General features: G+C 62.0%; 14 protein-coding genes. 9 read left to right on the top strand and 5 right to left on the bottom strand.

Features of this window, described 5'->3' with window-relative positions; all coding sequences use genetic code 11:
- The first annotated feature begins 112 nt into the window (after nucleotides 1-112).
- The 6 genes from LQ788_RS19030 to LQ788_RS19005 are packed head-to-tail and all read left to right on the top strand — an operon-like array spanning nucleotide 113 to nucleotide 7,674.
- Entirely contained in the window at nucleotides 113-1,576 is a 1,464-nt protein-coding gene (locus LQ788_RS19030; protein ID WP_231443741.1) for a uracil-xanthine permease family protein, read from the top strand.
- Between the two features lie 8 nt (nucleotides 1,577-1,584).
- Nucleotides 1,585-2,547 (top strand): FAD binding domain-containing protein, encoded by a 963-nt coding sequence (locus tag LQ788_RS19025; RefSeq protein ID WP_231443739.1) that lies wholly within the window; start codon nucleotides 1,585-1,587, stop codon nucleotides 2,545-2,547.
- Between the two features lie 29 nt (nucleotides 2,548-2,576).
- On the top strand, nucleotides 2,577-3,131 hold the full coding sequence (locus LQ788_RS19020) for a (2Fe-2S)-binding protein (RefSeq protein WP_317207052.1): 555 nt from the start codon (nucleotides 2,577-2,579) through the stop codon (nucleotides 3,129-3,131).
- The gene (gene cutA, locus LQ788_RS19015; RefSeq protein ID WP_231443736.1) at nucleotides 3,128-5,572 is read left to right on the top strand and encodes an aerobic carbon-monoxide dehydrogenase large subunit; all 2,445 of its coding nucleotides are present in this window, start codon (nucleotides 3,128-3,130) and stop codon (nucleotides 5,570-5,572) included. Before LQ788_RS19020 ends, cutA begins: the two co-directional genes overlap by 4 nt.
- A gap of 12 nt (nucleotides 5,573-5,584) precedes the next feature.
- Nucleotides 5,585-6,250 (top strand): SRPBCC family protein, encoded by a 666-nt coding sequence (locus LQ788_RS19010; RefSeq protein WP_231443735.1) that lies wholly within the window; start codon nucleotides 5,585-5,587, stop codon nucleotides 6,248-6,250.
- Nucleotides 6,251-6,282: 32 nt separating this feature from the next.
- Nucleotides 6,283-7,674 (top strand): amidase, encoded by a 1,392-nt coding sequence (locus tag LQ788_RS19005; RefSeq protein WP_231443734.1) that lies wholly within the window; start codon nucleotides 6,283-6,285, stop codon nucleotides 7,672-7,674.
- 69 nt (nucleotides 7,675-7,743) lie between these two features.
- Here LQ788_RS19005 and LQ788_RS19000 read toward each other — a convergent pair whose 3' ends face one another.
- The 4 genes from LQ788_RS19000 to LQ788_RS18985 all read right to left on the bottom strand — a co-directional run bounded on the left by LQ788_RS19000 (nucleotide 7,744) and on the right by LQ788_RS18985 (nucleotide 11,782).
- Nucleotides 7,744-8,670 (bottom strand): anti-sigma factor, encoded by a 927-nt coding sequence (locus tag LQ788_RS19000; protein ID WP_231443733.1) that lies wholly within the window; start codon nucleotides 8,668-8,670, stop codon nucleotides 7,744-7,746.
- Nucleotides 8,667-9,296, bottom strand: coding sequence for a sigma-70 family RNA polymerase sigma factor (locus LQ788_RS18995; protein WP_231443732.1), 630 nt, complete (start codon nucleotides 9,294-9,296; stop codon nucleotides 8,667-8,669). The genes LQ788_RS19000 and LQ788_RS18995 overlap by 4 nt, the downstream gene beginning before the upstream one ends.
- A gap of 130 nt (nucleotides 9,297-9,426) precedes the next feature.
- The gene (locus tag LQ788_RS18990) at nucleotides 9,427-10,104 is read right to left on the bottom strand and encodes a fasciclin domain-containing protein (protein WP_231443731.1); all 678 of its coding nucleotides are present in this window, start codon (nucleotides 10,102-10,104) and stop codon (nucleotides 9,427-9,429) included.
- Nucleotides 10,105-10,246: 142 nt separating this feature from the next.
- A complete protein-coding gene (locus tag LQ788_RS18985; RefSeq protein ID WP_231443730.1) occupies nucleotides 10,247-11,782 on the bottom strand; it encodes a molybdopterin-dependent oxidoreductase in 1,536 nt (511 codons plus the stop codon).
- A 125-nt stretch (nucleotides 11,783-11,907) separates the two neighbouring features.
- Here LQ788_RS18985 and LQ788_RS18980 point away from each other — a divergent pair, with 125 nt between their 5' ends.
- From LQ788_RS18980 to LQ788_RS18970, 3 genes are all read left to right on the top strand, one after another.
- Nucleotides 11,908-12,408 carry an OsmC family protein gene (locus LQ788_RS18980; protein ID WP_231443728.1) on the top strand — a complete coding sequence of 167 codons (501 nt, stop codon included), beginning with the start codon at nucleotides 11,908-11,910 and terminating at the stop codon, nucleotides 12,406-12,408.
- Between the two features lie 143 nt (nucleotides 12,409-12,551).
- Complete coding sequence (locus tag LQ788_RS18975; protein ID WP_231443726.1) at nucleotides 12,552-13,235, top strand: trimeric intracellular cation channel family protein; 684 nt, start codon at nucleotides 12,552-12,554, stop codon at nucleotides 13,233-13,235.
- Nucleotides 13,236-13,324: 89 nt separating this feature from the next.
- Nucleotides 13,325-14,188: a PPK2 family polyphosphate kinase gene (locus LQ788_RS18970; protein ID WP_231443725.1), complete on the top strand. Its 864-nt coding sequence runs from the start codon at nucleotides 13,325-13,327 to the stop codon at nucleotides 14,186-14,188.
- A 19-nt stretch (nucleotides 14,189-14,207) separates the two neighbouring features.
- On the opposite strand, the gene LQ788_RS18965 is transcribed toward LQ788_RS18970, so the two are convergent.
- Entirely contained in the window at nucleotides 14,208-14,630 is a 423-nt protein-coding gene (locus LQ788_RS18965; RefSeq protein WP_231443718.1) for an OsmC family protein, read from the bottom strand.
- Between the last annotated feature and the right edge of the window lie 18 nt (nucleotides 14,631-14,648).

Genomic DNA, 14,648 nt, shown 5'->3' with positions numbered 1-14,648 from the left:
ATCATCCCAATAGAGTCGTGGTGTTAGTCGAGATGTTTCGTGACCGGCGGCTGCAAGAACACACGTGTCGAAATGTCTGCACCGGGCCTTTCTCAACGATGAGGAGAAACACATGTCGATGTTTTCATGGACGTTGCACGGGGATGGCAAGACTGTCGCCCCAGGTGAGTTCGTCAAACCCAGCGAACGTCTGACCTGGGGCCGAACGATCGGCCTTGGTGCTCAGCACGTGGTAGCCATGTTCGGGGCAACCTTCGTGTTCCCCGTTATCATGGGGCTCAACCCGCAGCTGGCGGTCATGATGTCGGGATTCGGTACCATCATCTTCCTCCTCATCGTCAAGGGCAAGGTACCCAGCTACGTCGGCACCTCCGCCGCATTCGTCGGCGGCGTCACCGCTGTCACCGCCCAAGGCGGCACCCCCGCCGAGGTGACCGGTGCGATCATGGTCTCGGGCGTCATTCTCGCTCTCGTCGGTGTGTTCATCCACTACATCGGGGCGTCCGCGCTGACCAAAGTCCTCCCGCCCGTCGTCACTGGCGGAGTGGTCATGCTCATCGGCTTCAACCTGGCCCCGGTCGTTGCAAACACCTACTGGCCCCAGGACCAGTGGGTTGCGGTCATCGTCATGGTCTTCATCGTCTTCCTCTCCGTCTGGGCAAGAGGGTTCCTCGGTCGCATCGCAGTGTTCCTCGGTCTCATCCTCGGCTACGGAATCTCCTGGCTGTTCGACAAGATTTTCGGTCAGATCACCTCATTCAGTGCCGCGGCCGGAGAAGTGACCACACACTTCCGCGTGGACTTCTCCGCCATCGAGTCAGCCGCGTGGATCGGGTTCCCGCCCATGACGGACACTGCTGCAGGTGTCGTCGGAGTTCACCTTCCAGTCTTCAATGCGGCGGCGATCGTCGTCATGCTGCCCGGCATTATCGCCCTCGTCGCCGAGAACGCCGGACACGTCAAGGCAGTCGAAGAGATGACCGGTGACAAGCTCGACAAATACATGGGGCGGGCGGTCCTCGGTGACGGCGTCGCCACTGTCGTCGCCACCTCGGTCGGAGGTTCACCGACGACAACCTATGCAGAGAACATCGGGGTGATGGCGGCCACGCGCGTCTACTCCACCGCGGCCTACTGGGTTGCTGCACTTGTTGCGATCTGCTTCGGCTTCTCACCGAAGTTCGGTGCACTCATATCATCGGTCCCGGGCGGAGTCCTCGGTGGCATCACGGTCGTCCTCTACGGAATGATCGGCATGCTGGGTGCGAAGATCTGGATTGAGAACCGGGTCAACTTCGCCAACCCGCTCAACATCGTCCCGGTCGCAGCAGGACTGATCATCGCCATCGGTGACGTCAGCCTGAAGTTCACTGACGACTTCATCCTCTCCGGAATCGCGCTGGGGACGATATCGATGCTGCTCATGTACCATGTTGCGCGCTGGCTGGCGCCGAAAGAGCTGCTGGATGATCCAGCCGATGGCGCTGGACTCAACATTGGAAGCGAAGGGCAGAGAGCCCGGGTCACCGCAGACCTCGAACAGGATCGCAAGCTCCGCAGAACGAAAGATGAGTGACATAGACAATGAAGCCTTCTCCCCTGAGGATTCACCGTCCGAAGACTATTGAGAACACCCTGGAACTGCTCGCGGCGCATGCATCGGATGGAAAGATCATCGCCGGGGGACAGAGCCTGGTCCCAGTCCTCAATATGCGACTGGCAGCTCCAGAGAACCTCATCGACATCACAGCTGTCGACGGACTCGACGGGCTTACGATCGAAGGACAGGAGATCACGGTCGGTGCGCTCGTGAGCCACCGACGGCTCGAGCGCGACCCGGGCGTCGCCTCGGCGAATCCGCTCCTGGGTGAGGCACTGCGACATGTGGCTCACCCGTCGATCCGGAATCGAGGCACCACGGTCGGCTCCATCGCTCACGCCGACCCCAACGGTGAGATGCCGATGATTCTGGCACTGACCGGTGGTCACGTGCGGGTCAGGAGTCTGAGAGGCGCACGCACACTCACAGCAGACGAACTCAACGTCGGTCCGCTGGAGACCAGCTTGGAACCCGATGAGCTCATCACCGAGGCGATCTTCCCAGCTCTCCAGCCAGGACAGAGGGCCGGGTTCGACGAACTGGCACGCCGCAGCGGCGACTACGGACTGGCCGGAGTCGGACTGATCATGTCCACAGACAACGCCGACGCTGTTGCCTCTGTTGACGCTTCCCGACCGCCTGTCTCCGGAACTGCGGGCAAGATTGCCGCGATCACTGGATTGAAGGCAGGATTCGTGTCAGTCACGGACACCCCGGACATCATCGAACTCGATCAATTCGTCTCCGGCACCCCAGTGGATCGCGTGGACACGATCGTCGACGCCGTCGCCTCGGCGATCAAGGATTTCATTGATCCGGAAGGGGACATCCACGCCACCGCCGACTATCGCCGACATCTCACAGGAGTCATCGCCGGACGCCTGCTCAAGCGATTGAGCAGACAGAACAGCACTCGTGGTGCATCAGCCCTCAGCGGTGGACAGTGAGCAGCAACATGCAAGGAGAAGGAATCACGATGACTCAGATGAGCGCGACTGAGGCGGCAACCGAACCGAGATCGACCATCCGGCTGAGTGTCAACGGCAAAGACCATGTTCTCGATGTGCCAGATCGCAAGCTTCTCTCCGACGTTCTGCGTCAGGATCTGGAGCTGACCGGTACCCATGTCGGCTGCGAACATGGGGTCTGCGGTGCCTGCACAGTGCAGCTCGACGGCGATCCGATCCGGTCCTGTCTGATCTTTGCCGCCAGCGCACAGAATCATGAGGTCACCACCGTCGAAGGAATCGGAGACGATCCGGAGAACCCTGCCGACGTGCAGCAGGCTTTCATCGATTCCCACGGGCTGCAATGCGGCTTCTGCACCCCTGGCTTCATCACCACCATTGACGCCTTCGTGAACGAAAACCCGCACCCGAGCGAAGAAGAGGCTCGGGAGGCGATCTCCGGCAACCTCTGCCGGTGCACCGGCTACCAGAACATCGTCAAGGCGGTTCAACGTACGGCCGAACTACGGGGCGGCTGTGGCCAGGACTGCTGCGACAGAGAAGATACCGAGGTGTCTCAATGACCACACGTATGTTCGGCCAGAAGATCAAACGTCGGGAGGACCCGCGTCTCGTCACCGGCAACGGTCGCTATCTTGACGACCTGGCCAACGGCAGTGTTGCCGCGGCCTTCGTACGCAGCCCTCACGCCCACGCTGACATCGTCGATATCGACGTCACAGGCGCCATCGATGTCGAAGGCGTCATCGCAGTCTGGACCCACGAAGATCTGCCCGGTCAGGCAGCAGACCGCCTGCCCATGTTGATCCCGCATCCATCGATCGTGGCACCTCATACCGGTTTCGCTCTGGCCCCAGACCACGTGAACTTCGTCGGCGAACCGATCGTCATGGTCATCGCCCGCGACCGCTACATCGCCGAGGACGCGGCCGGACGGATCGAGATCGACTATAAGTTCCTTGACCCGATCGTCGGTGTCGAACAATCTCGTGAGGGGCAGCGGATCGTCCACGCTGGAATGGACGACAATGTGGCCGCCCATTACGTCCAAGAAGTCGGGGACGTTGACGCTGGATTGGAGCGGGCCCCACATACGCTCGACTTCGACCTGGAGTTCGAGCGCAGCGCCTGCATGCCGATGGAAGGCAAAGGCGTCATCGCTGCCTGGAACCGGGAGGACGAAAGCCTCCAAGTTCATTCCTCAACCCAGACCAGCACCGGGTTGCGAGCCGCGCTGGCAGCACGGCTGGAGATCCCGCTGACAAGGGTCGAAGTCATCACTCCCGACGTCGGCGGTGCCTTCGGCGTCAAAATCAACCACCCCTGGCCAGAGGAACTGGCCGTGGCCTGCGCCGCGAGAGCACTTGGAACGACGGTTAAATGGACCGAAGACCGGCGCGAGCACTTCATCTCCTCGGCGCACGAGAGAGCACAGACTCAGAATGTGAAAGTCGGATTCGACGATGACGGTCGGATATTCAGTTTGGATGTGAAGTTCTGGCACGACAACGGGGCCTACATTCCTTACGGCGTCATCGTGCCTCTTAACACTTCGACGCATGTCATGGGCCCCTACAACATCGCCAACTACCGAGTCGAATACTGGTCTCTGTACACCAACACCGTCATGGTCACGCCCTATCGAGGCGCCGGTCGCGCCCATGCGGTGTTCATGATGGAACGCACTGTCGATGCCATCGCTGACGAACTCGGGATGGATCGCACCCAGGTGCGTCTGAACAACTTCGTCCGCGAATTCCCCCATCCCATGGGAGTGACCATGCAGGACGGTGCGGAAGGCTGCCTGGACTCGGGTGACTTCGTGACCTCGCTCGACAAGCTCAAGGCTCTCGTCGGCTGGGACGAGTTCGAAGCCTATCGTGACCAGGCCAGAGCCGAAGGCCGCAAGGTCGGTCTGGGGATTGGATGCTATGTCGAGAGCACCGGTGCCGGTCCATACGAAGGCGGCCATATCGAGGTCGAATCTTCTGGCCGGGTGAATGTCTGGACTGGGTTGACGACGCACGGGCAGGCTCATGCGACGGTCTTCGCGCAGATCGTCGCCGATGCACTTGGCGTCCCCATCGACACCGTCCATGTAGCGACAGGTGACACCCGCAAACTTCCGTACTCAGTCGGGACTTGGGGATCGCGAGGAGCCGTGATGGCAGGCAACGCTCTGCACCTGACGGCTCAGAAGGTCAAAGCCAAGGCATTGAAGATTGCAGGCGAGTCACTCGAGGCCGACCCCGAGGACCTTGAAATCGTCGACGGAATCATCTCTGTCAAAGGCGACCCCAGTGCCGCCATGCCATTGGCCGCGGTGTCTGTTCTGTCGAATCCCCTGCGTTACGCGTTCGACGAAAGCGCCAAAGCCGCGACCCAGTTCGCCAAGGAGTCCACAGCTGAGGAGCCCTCGGTGAAACCGGGCGAGCAACCGGGCCTGGAAGAACAGGAGTTCTTCTCGCCGCTGCGCTCCACCGTGGCCAACGGCATGCATGCCGCGATCGTCGAGACCGATCCGGAGACTGCCGACATCACGATCCTTCGCTACTGCGTCGTCCACGACTGCGGGCCGATGATCAATCCGATGGTTGTCGAAGGACAGGTACACGGCGGTGTCGCCCAAGGTGTGGGAGGGGCACTCTACGAACGGATGGCCTATGACACGGACGGACAGCTGCTCAATGCTTCCTTCATGGACTTCCTCATGCCCTTCGCATCCGAGATCCCCCACGTTGAGACCGATCATCTGGAGACCCCCAGCCCACTCAACCCTTTGGGCATCAAAGGTGCAGGGGAGGCCGGAACAATTCCGACGGCCACGACGATCGCGTCTGCCATCGAAGATGCTGAAGGCTTCCCCATCCGTGCCATGCCACTCGACCCTTCAACACTGTGGGAACTGCGGAACAAGCACGAGGCCGGTGAAGTCCCCGGACTGAAATCCCGAGGCCTCGACTCTGCCGTTTCTGCACCCCTATCCATTGCCGGACACCAGTAAGGACTGCACCACATGCGCATCTCTTCCGTAGCTCAGATGACGGCCGATCCAGACACCGCCTATGCGGCGTTCCACGACCCCCGGATCCTCGCGGCGACAATTCCGGGAGTCGAAGGCTTCACTCCGGTCGACGAACAAACCTATAACGTGGTACTGACCATGGGCGTGGCGGCGATCAAAGGCACGTACAAGGGTTCGGTGGCGTTTTCACACGAGCAGCCCCCGACGTCGTTCGTCCTCACTGCCAAAGGTTCTGGCGGACCGGGAACCATCGGTGCCGATATCACCGTGGCGCTGGCCCCTGGCGAAGCCGGAGGAACCGAGGTCACCTGGGACGCCGACGCTGTTCTGGGGGGAGCCATCGGAGGAGTCGGCCAGCGAATGCTGTCCGGTGTGGCGAAACGCATCGCCACAAAATTTTTCAAAGACATCGACCGGGCCATCCACGAAGGGGTCGACGAGCCTGCAGCCGCAGTCGCAGAGGCGGCTCCTGAGGTGCTTGAAATGCCTGCGGTGTCCGCGGCGCCAGCAGGCTCTGCGTTGCGGCCGGTGGCTGAACCGGCCGGAGTAGGTTTCGGATCTTCTGTGCGTGGCAGCGAGTTCTTCGCGGGTGCTGCTGTCGGGGCAGGAGCCGCTCTGCTGGGTGTCTGCGTCGGCTTGTTGGCCGGGCGTCGTTAGTGTCAATCAGCGCAGAAACGGACATCCGATGGATGTCACTTGCTGAACTTGCCGGTGCGCTCTCGACTGGACAACTGAGTTCTCGCGAACTCGTCGAGGCTCACCTGCACCGCATTGACGAGATCAATCCGCTTGTCAACGCTGTGGTCACGGTCGATGCTGACTGTGCTCTCGCCTCGGCGAAGAAAGTCGACGAGCTGAGGGCACGTGGGACGGACCTCCCACTTCTGTCGGGTGTACCGATGACTCATAAAGACACGCATGAGACTGAGGGGATGCGGACGACATTCGGCTCACCGATCTTTGCCGATAACGTCCCGAATCGCGATGACCTCGTTGTGGCCAGGCTGAAGTCAGCAGGCGTGATCAGCACAGGCAAGAGCAACGTGCCTGAGTTCGCGGCGGGAGCTCACACCGCCAACCCCGTATTCGGAACGACACACAATCCGTACGACCCCACTCGATCCGCATCTGGCTCGTCGGGGGGAGCCGCTGCAGCGATCGCATGCGGAGTGCAGGCAGCGGGAGACGGGTCGGATACGGGTGGGTCGTTGCGTCTGCCTGCCGCCTTCAACAACATCGTGGGGCTGCGTCCTTCAAACGGGTGGATTCCCCATGTGGTGCCAGGCAACCCATGGGAGTGGCTGAGCCAGCCGGGATTCATGGCGCGCAATGTCGCTGATGTCGCCTTGCTGATGGATCTGTGCAGCGGTCCGGACCCCTGGGGGCCGACATCACGTCTGGATTTGGGACAGTTCTCGGACCTTGATACGGGCACGGACCTGTCGGGGTGGACGATCGGATTCGCTCCGGATCTCAACGGCCAGGTCGAGGTCGAAGGCGAAGTCGCCGAGGTCGTCAGCAAATCCGAAACTGTACTGACCGGATTGGGAGCGCAACTGAGTCACGAGGCCCCGCCGCTCGATGATGCTGCTGAGGTGTTCCGTTTGGCCAGGGCCTACGAATTCGCTAAGAACTATGGGCATCTCATCGGCGACCACGCCGAAAAGATGAAGAGTACTCTACGTGGAAACATCCAATCTGGTTTAGACCTGGGGGCTGCGGATCTCTTCGCACTTGATGCTGCTCGCGCCCGCCTGTGGGTAGCCATGCAGGTCTATTTCAAGTGCCACGATGTGCTGGTGACGACCACGAGTCAGGTGGAGCCCTTCGCCGCCGACCTCGACTATCCAGACACTCTCAACGGAAAGCCGATCACCGACTACATGGCATGGGTCCACGCGACGAGCCTGATCTCAGCTACGGGATGTCCAGCGATCAGTGTGCCGGCCGGTTTCTCCGCAACAGGGTTGCCGGTGGGTCTGCAGTTCATTGGCCCTGTCGGGGCTGATGCGCGTGTGCTCAAGGCAGCACAGGCTTTCGAAGGGGTGACTGGTCACGCTCAGACCCATCCGCCGCTGTGATGCCGAGCAGCGTGACCTGCACTGCTCGATATACGGAGATGCCTGACCCGAGGTCTGTATCGGACGTGCCTACAGGTCGATGGCCACGATCGGGTCGGTCGTCGGCTGCTTCGAACCGCCCTCCGGTTCCACCGTGATGCCAAACAGGCTGCCCGACGTGAATGGCTCATCGGCAATCGTCACCGGCTGACCGGTCATGAGGCCCACGCTCTCGGGACCCTTGTCACCGATCACCCACATCTGCATCGACTTCCCTGCCGGAGCAGCGGTGACGTCACGAGGGGTGAACCGAATGAGCTGCTCCTTTTCAGATGAGAACACAGTGACCGAACCACCCTCGGGCAGATCGGCGTTGCTCGTCCGCAGATCTCCAGCCTCCATGAGACGAGCGGAGTCATCGAGCTGCTGCTGAGTCGAGGCCAACTTCTCCTCAAGCTCGTTCTGCTCCTGCTGCAGCTGCCAGGCATTGGCCCCGAGGACTGCGACAGCAACAATTGCGGCCGCTGCCGCCGTCCAGGCCACCCATGGGCGGCGATTGCGGCGGTGCTCGGCCAGATCTGCCGGTGGTGCTGATTCAGACTTTACGGATTCAGACTGTGCTGGAGCGTGCTGCCTCGGCGCAGACATTGCTGACTGCTCCTGGCGTGATGTTTCCGGCTCCGGGTGCGGTTCTTCCTGCTCTTGGCGCGGTGGCTCAGATGGTGTGCCCTGGATCTGTGTGTGGGCGCCGGGGATCGCGAGGATTGCGTCCCGGGTGGCCGCACTGATGTGTTCGGGTGTGCCCGTCGAAGGCCCAGCTGGAGAGGGTTCAGCTGCCGAATCAACGGCCAGTTCCGCATCGGATTCGGCCATGAGCGCCATGGTGTCGGAGTACGCGGCGACTTCGGAGCGGAAATCGGCGTCAGTGTCGGCAAGGGCCTGCGCCTCGGCGAGTTCTGCGTCGCTGAGTCCGCCTAGTGCCAGACCGGCAGCCAGATAGTCACGATCGGTGCTCATCGGCTTGCCTCCAACTCTTCTCGCAGCTTCTTCATTCCGTCTCTGATCCGTGACTTGATGGTACCGAGGGGCACCTTGAGGCGCTCAGATATCTGAGCGTGGGTCAGGCCCTGATAGAAGGCCATGACGATGGGCTGTGCCTGCTCCTTGGGAAGTATCTTCAGCGCCGTCACCGTGCGATCCGATTCCGATTTGTCGATGACAGTCTGCTCGACCTGTTCTCCCATCCCCGCTGAGGACCGCAGCCCGTCGGCCAGATCGCGATCCTGCTGGGCCTGGACGCTGCGGACGCAGTCGATGGCCCTTCTGCGACACAGGGTGATCAGCCAGGCCCTGCCGGTTCCCCGTGCGGGGTCGAACCCGGTGCACCGGGTCCAGACTTCGGTGAAGCATTCCTGAAGCACCTCCTCGGCGAGGGACTGACTTCTCACGATCCGCAGGATCACTGCCATGAGGATGCGGGACTGGGCGACGAACAGTTCTTCAAAAGCGGCGCGATCACCGTCGGCGATCCGCAGCAGCAGGTCACCGCTGGGATCGGCTGCTGTGGCTGTCCCACCAGCCGGCGCTGGGAGATCGCCACCCGGTGGTCCATGGCCTGGTGCCGAGGGATCGTCTGAGCTCATTGCCCAATCATGTCATTCGCTGAGCTGAGAATTGGTCGTTGTCCAGGTTCTGGGGGAAAAGATATGTGGCCAAGGGCCGATCCGAGATGTCGAAATCGGTCCTTGGCCACAATTCTGTGAAGCTGGGATGTCACTTCGAGGGCATCATCACGGCATCCACCATGTAGACGGTTGCGTTGGCGGTCTGAACTCCGCCGCAGACCAGTCCGGCGTCGTCGAACTTCATGTCCTCGCCCTCACCGGAGATCTTCACCTTCGAGCCTTCGACGGTTTCGTGTTCGCCGGCGATCTCATCGGGAGACAGCTGTCCGGGGATGACGTGGTAGGTCAGCACCTTCGTCAGCATGTCCGAGTCCTTGGCCAGCGCGTCCAAGTCGTCCTTGGGGACATCGGCGAAGGCATCATCGATCGGAGCGATGACGGTGAACTCGTCGCCGTTGAGCGTGTCGACGAGGTCGACGTCGGGGTTGAGCTTGCCGGAGACGGCCTTGGTCAGCGTCTTGAGCATCGGGTTGTTCGATGCGGCGGTGGCGACCGGGTCCTGGGCCATTCCCTCGACGGATCCGCCGCCATCTGGGTTGGCTTCGGCGTAGGCAGCGCAGCCCGGGCCGACGAGGTTCGAGTCAGCCATGGCGGAGTCTGCTGATTCTTCCGGAGCCTGTGAGCTCTCGCCCGATTCCTCTGCCTGAGTCTCTTCGCCACCGGATTCGGAGTCCGAACCCATGCTCGAGCAGCCACTCAAAGCCATGAGTGAGATGGCGCCGGCTGCCAGGACGGTTGCGGTGCGATTGCGAAGCAGTGTTTTCATCGTTCTTCTCCTTGTGAAGGTGGTGCATCAACGGTGGTGCCTATCAGCGCACAGCTCTGAAATCGTCTTCGTTGCTCGCTGTGTACCTGGTATTCGCAGCCCATGAGGTTCTGGATGGGTGATTGCCGGATCTTCTTGAGAATTATTCGACGCGGAACTGGATGTGGTGGTGCCCGGTCGCTGAGTTGGGGATGGACTTCCTGCGTTCGGCGGTCTGAATATTCCCGTCCTGATCGATGGCTCGGACGGTGACGGTGTGCGATCCTGCCTTGACGTCGCTGAATCCGGTCTTCCATTGGCGCCAGGTGTCGATGTTGACCTCATCGCCGAGGGCGGCCTGCGTCCATTCCCCATCGTCGAGCTTCACCTCGACTCTGCTGATGCCGCTTCGCTGCGCCCAGGCCGTGCCCGCCACGGCAAGGTCACCCGCCGCGACCTTCGCCAGAGGTTTGGGCACTTCGATGCGGGAGGCGACGAGGATGGGTGCCTTGGCGTCCCAGCCGCGGTCGGTCCAGTAGGCCGTCTTCTCATCGAAACGGGTGACCTCGAGTTCGGTGACCCATTTGGTGGCAGAGACGAAGCCGTAGAGACCCGGCACGACCAACCTAGCGGGGAATCCGTGCTCGGGCGGCAGCGGCTGGCCGTTCATTCCGACGGCCAGCAGCGAATCACGATCATCGAGCAGGACCTCGATCGGGGTGGAGGCGGAGAAGCCGTCGAACGAATGCGAGAGCACCATGTCTGCGTTCTTGAGGGGTCTTGCTCGAGCCAAGAGTTCACGGACGGGGTAGCCCAGCCAGGTGGCATTGCCGACGAGGTCACCACCGACGGGATTGGATACGCAGGTGAGCGTGATGTGGTGCTCGTTGAGAGGAAGCTTCAGAAGTTCGTCCATGGTGACGACAACTTCGGTTTCGACCATGCCGTGGATCCTCAGCGACCATTCCTCCGGATCGATGACCGGAGGAGCCAGGGCCGTATCGATGCGATAGAAATCCTTCGGGTTCGTGACGAAGGGTGCCAGGCCCTTGACGTCCGGATGCGCCGAGGCGGGAATCGGGGGAGCCTCACTCGCCGGCTTCGGCAGCACCAACTTTGCCACCGCGGCCCCGGCGTCGAGCGCCAAGGAGGCCACGGTCTGGCCCGCTGCCACGGCCGCGGCTCCCGCAGCACCGATGACACCGGTGATGACGAAGAAGCGGCGCCGAGAGGGGGTCGCAGATTCGGACTCGGGCTCATTCTCCACGTCCGGCTGGGGTGCGAGGCCGATGAGAAGACGGAAGACTGCCAGGCCCAGCACGAGTCCGATGATGGTCGGGATGATGTCAAGGGCCTCAGCTTCGGGACGGACGAGGATGACGATGATGGGAATGAGGCCCGCCAACCCCAGCAACGCAGTCGCTGAGCGGAGATGACGGGATGCGAGCCATCCGATGAGCCCTCCGAGCACCAGAGCGCCGAGGCCGGTGGTGAGGATCAGGAACAGTTTGTCATTGTGCCCGAGTAAATCGATGACAGGTTTGATGAGACCGGCCGGAGCGAGCGGAATGATCGTCTGGCCCAATGCCAGCAGAGGTGCGGCCGGCGGACCGAAGGCACGGGCCAGAAGGTCGGCGACACCGAACAGGACAATCGTGGCGACGACCCCGGCGAGGGCGGCATGAAGTGGTCTTCTCATGTACGAAGATTCGGAGCACGGCGCGATTCAGATGGGTCAGCCGGGAGTAACGATTCGCTCACGGGGCGCATCTCACTCACGAAATTACCAGTGAACTTGCCGTCAAGCTGACGTAGCATAGTGCAATGACTGAGAACCCAGGATACGCCGAGCCGCAGGCGCCAAGCGGAGACTCGGACGAACCAAGAAGCGCAAGTGCACCTATCTACACCGCAAAGGTCGAGAACCTCGGCGGGACCTCGGGCGAGGTCCGAGTCGAAGACGGTATGACTCTGGCGACAGCACCCACCTCACATACCGATCAGGGCAGCAACCCCGAACAGTTCCTCGCCATGGCATGGAGCACTTGCCTCGGCGAAACCCTCAAGGTCGTGCTCGCAGTCAACCAGGTCGAGGCCCTGTCCCGAGTCAGGGTCGAGGTCGACCTGCACGGAGAGTCCAATGCCGGATTCCACTTCGTGCCCCGGGCCTATATCTCCATCGACGGCGTCTCCGACGCCGACGCCGAGAAGTATGCCGGACGAGCCCACGCCAGGTGCCCGATCTCGAAGCTGCTCAAGGGCCAAGGCAGCCCGAGCGTCGAGATCGAGGAATACAAGAACCCGGACAACTTCCAGCTCAGCTGACTTCCCGGCGCACTGCCGCCTCGGCGAGGGGATACTACAGTGGTGACCAGGCGTCGAGAACCGAGATCCGGCGCCGGCAATGCTGACCGCGTACCGATCGGTGCGCGGGATGCACCGTTGATGAGTCGGAAGGGGAGGAGCGCGTGGACTTTCAGGAAGCAGTCTTTCTCGCACTCGACCTCACCGGCACCTTCGTCTTCGCAGTCTCGGGAGTCCTCCTGGCCGCCAGGCGGGGCTTCGACATCACCGGGGGCCTGGTCCTTGGGACGATGACGGGCATTGGCGGAGGCATGATCCGCGATGTCCTCCTCGACCGGGTGCCGAACGCGCTCGGTCAGCCGATCTATCTGGCCCCGCCGATCATCGCCACCCTCCTCATATACCTCATCGGCAAGCACGTCTCGCGAGCTCGGATCTGGATCGTGACCTTCGATGCGATCGGGCTCGCCATCTTCAGTGTCACCGGCACGACGATCGCCCTCGGTGCCGGTGCAACTTACCCGGCGGCGCTGCTCATGGGTGCGCTCACGGCCTGCGGCGGCGGACTCATGCGCGACGCGGTGGCCAGCGAGGACCCGGCGATCTTCACCGGTACCGACCTGTACCTCATCCCCGCCCTCTTCGGAGCGGGGCTGACTCTCATCGCCGATGCGACAGGAATCCTCAACAACGTTTTGTCGCTGATCATCGCAGGCCTCGCTTTCGCCTTCCGCATGCTGGCCTGGAAGCTGCAGTGGCGGGTCCCGCAGCCGATGCGGCAGTGGTCGTATCGAGAGACGCCGAAGAAGATGAAGAAACTGCCCTCAGTGTTTCGCAAGCCCGACTGAGCGCGCAGAACCCGCTGAGATCGCCACAGCAATCGCCGGAGATCACCACGGTTATAGACGCTGACCCTCCTGCCTGCAAAGATGAAGCCATGAGCGAGAAGACAACGCAGAGTTGGAGCACCGATCCGCAGCCGCTGCTGCGGGCAGGCAAAGGATTTCGGCTCGACGAAGTCGACCCGCATTCGACCCCTGGATACGAGGGCAACAAGAAGTCCGGACGCAAGGACCTCAAGGCCTGCATTCCCGAGCTCGGTGATCTCCAGGAGCGACTGTTCGCCGCCCATCATGACGAGGAGTCGGGCCCGGCCGTTCTCCTCATCCTCCAGGCAATGGACACCGCCGGCAAGGGCGGAATCGTGCGCCACGTCGTCGGCTCAGTCGATCCCCAGGGCGTTGCGCTCGCCGCGTTCAAAGCCCCCACGAAGGAGGAGCTCTCCCACGATTTCCTGTGGCGCATCCGACCGCGCGTGCCCGGGCCCGGCATGATCGGCGTCTTCGATCGCTCCCACTACGAGGATGTGCTCATCGGCAAGGTCCGTGAGCTCGCCGATGGCGAAGAGATCGAGCGTCGCTACACCGCCATCAACGACTTCGAAGCACAGCTCGCCGAGGCGGGTGTGCGCATCATCAAGGTCATGCTCAACATCTCCCCCGATGAGCAGAAGGACCGGTTGATGGAGCGCCTGGACCGCCCGGATAAGTACTGGAAGTACAACTCGGGTGACGTCGACGAGCGACTCATGTGGCCCGACTACATGCGCGCCTACCAGACAGTGTTCGAACGCACCTCCACCGAGGTGGCCCCGTGGTACGTCGTCCCCGCCGACCGCAAATGGTACGCCCGGATCGCGGTTCAGCGGCTCCTGCTCAATGCGCTGCGGGACATCGACCCACAATGGCCGGCGGCCGATTTCGACATCGACGTCGAACGGGAACGGCTGGCCGAGAGCTGAGCCCCTACCTCGGCGAGGGTCAGTCGCGGTGGATGCTGAAGTCGACGTTCGTCGGGTGCTCGACCGTGCGCGAGACCGTGCAGTACTTGTCATGGGAGAGGCCGACGAGCCTCTCGACGCGGGCATCGGCCTTGCGACCGTCCTCGTCATCGGGGAAGGCGAGGTTGAAGTCGAGATGGACATTGTCCACGCGGGAGGCACCATCCTCGTCGATCTTGTCAGCCTGGGCCGAGACGTCGAAGCGAGTCGGCTCGGTGTGCCTGCTGGTCACGGTGTCGACATCGATAGAGGAGCACCCGGCAACAGCCGCGAGCAGAAGCTCCACGGGTGTCATCAGGCCCTCACCGCGACCGAATTCGATGCTTGCACCGCTCGGTGCCGTGGCGCGGTAGTGGTTCTCTGCGATCCTGGTCAGTTCGATGCTGCGGGTGTCTTCACTCATGAACCCATGATGTCAGGA

Origin of the sequence: Brevibacterium zhoupengii (assembly GCF_021117425.1) — a bacterium.
GTDB classification, from domain to species: Bacteria; Actinomycetota; Actinomycetes; order Actinomycetales; family Brevibacteriaceae; genus Brevibacterium; species Brevibacterium zhoupengii.
The sequence above is the reverse complement of the archived record's forward strand: the minus strand, read 5'-3'. Positions and strand labels throughout refer to the sequence as shown.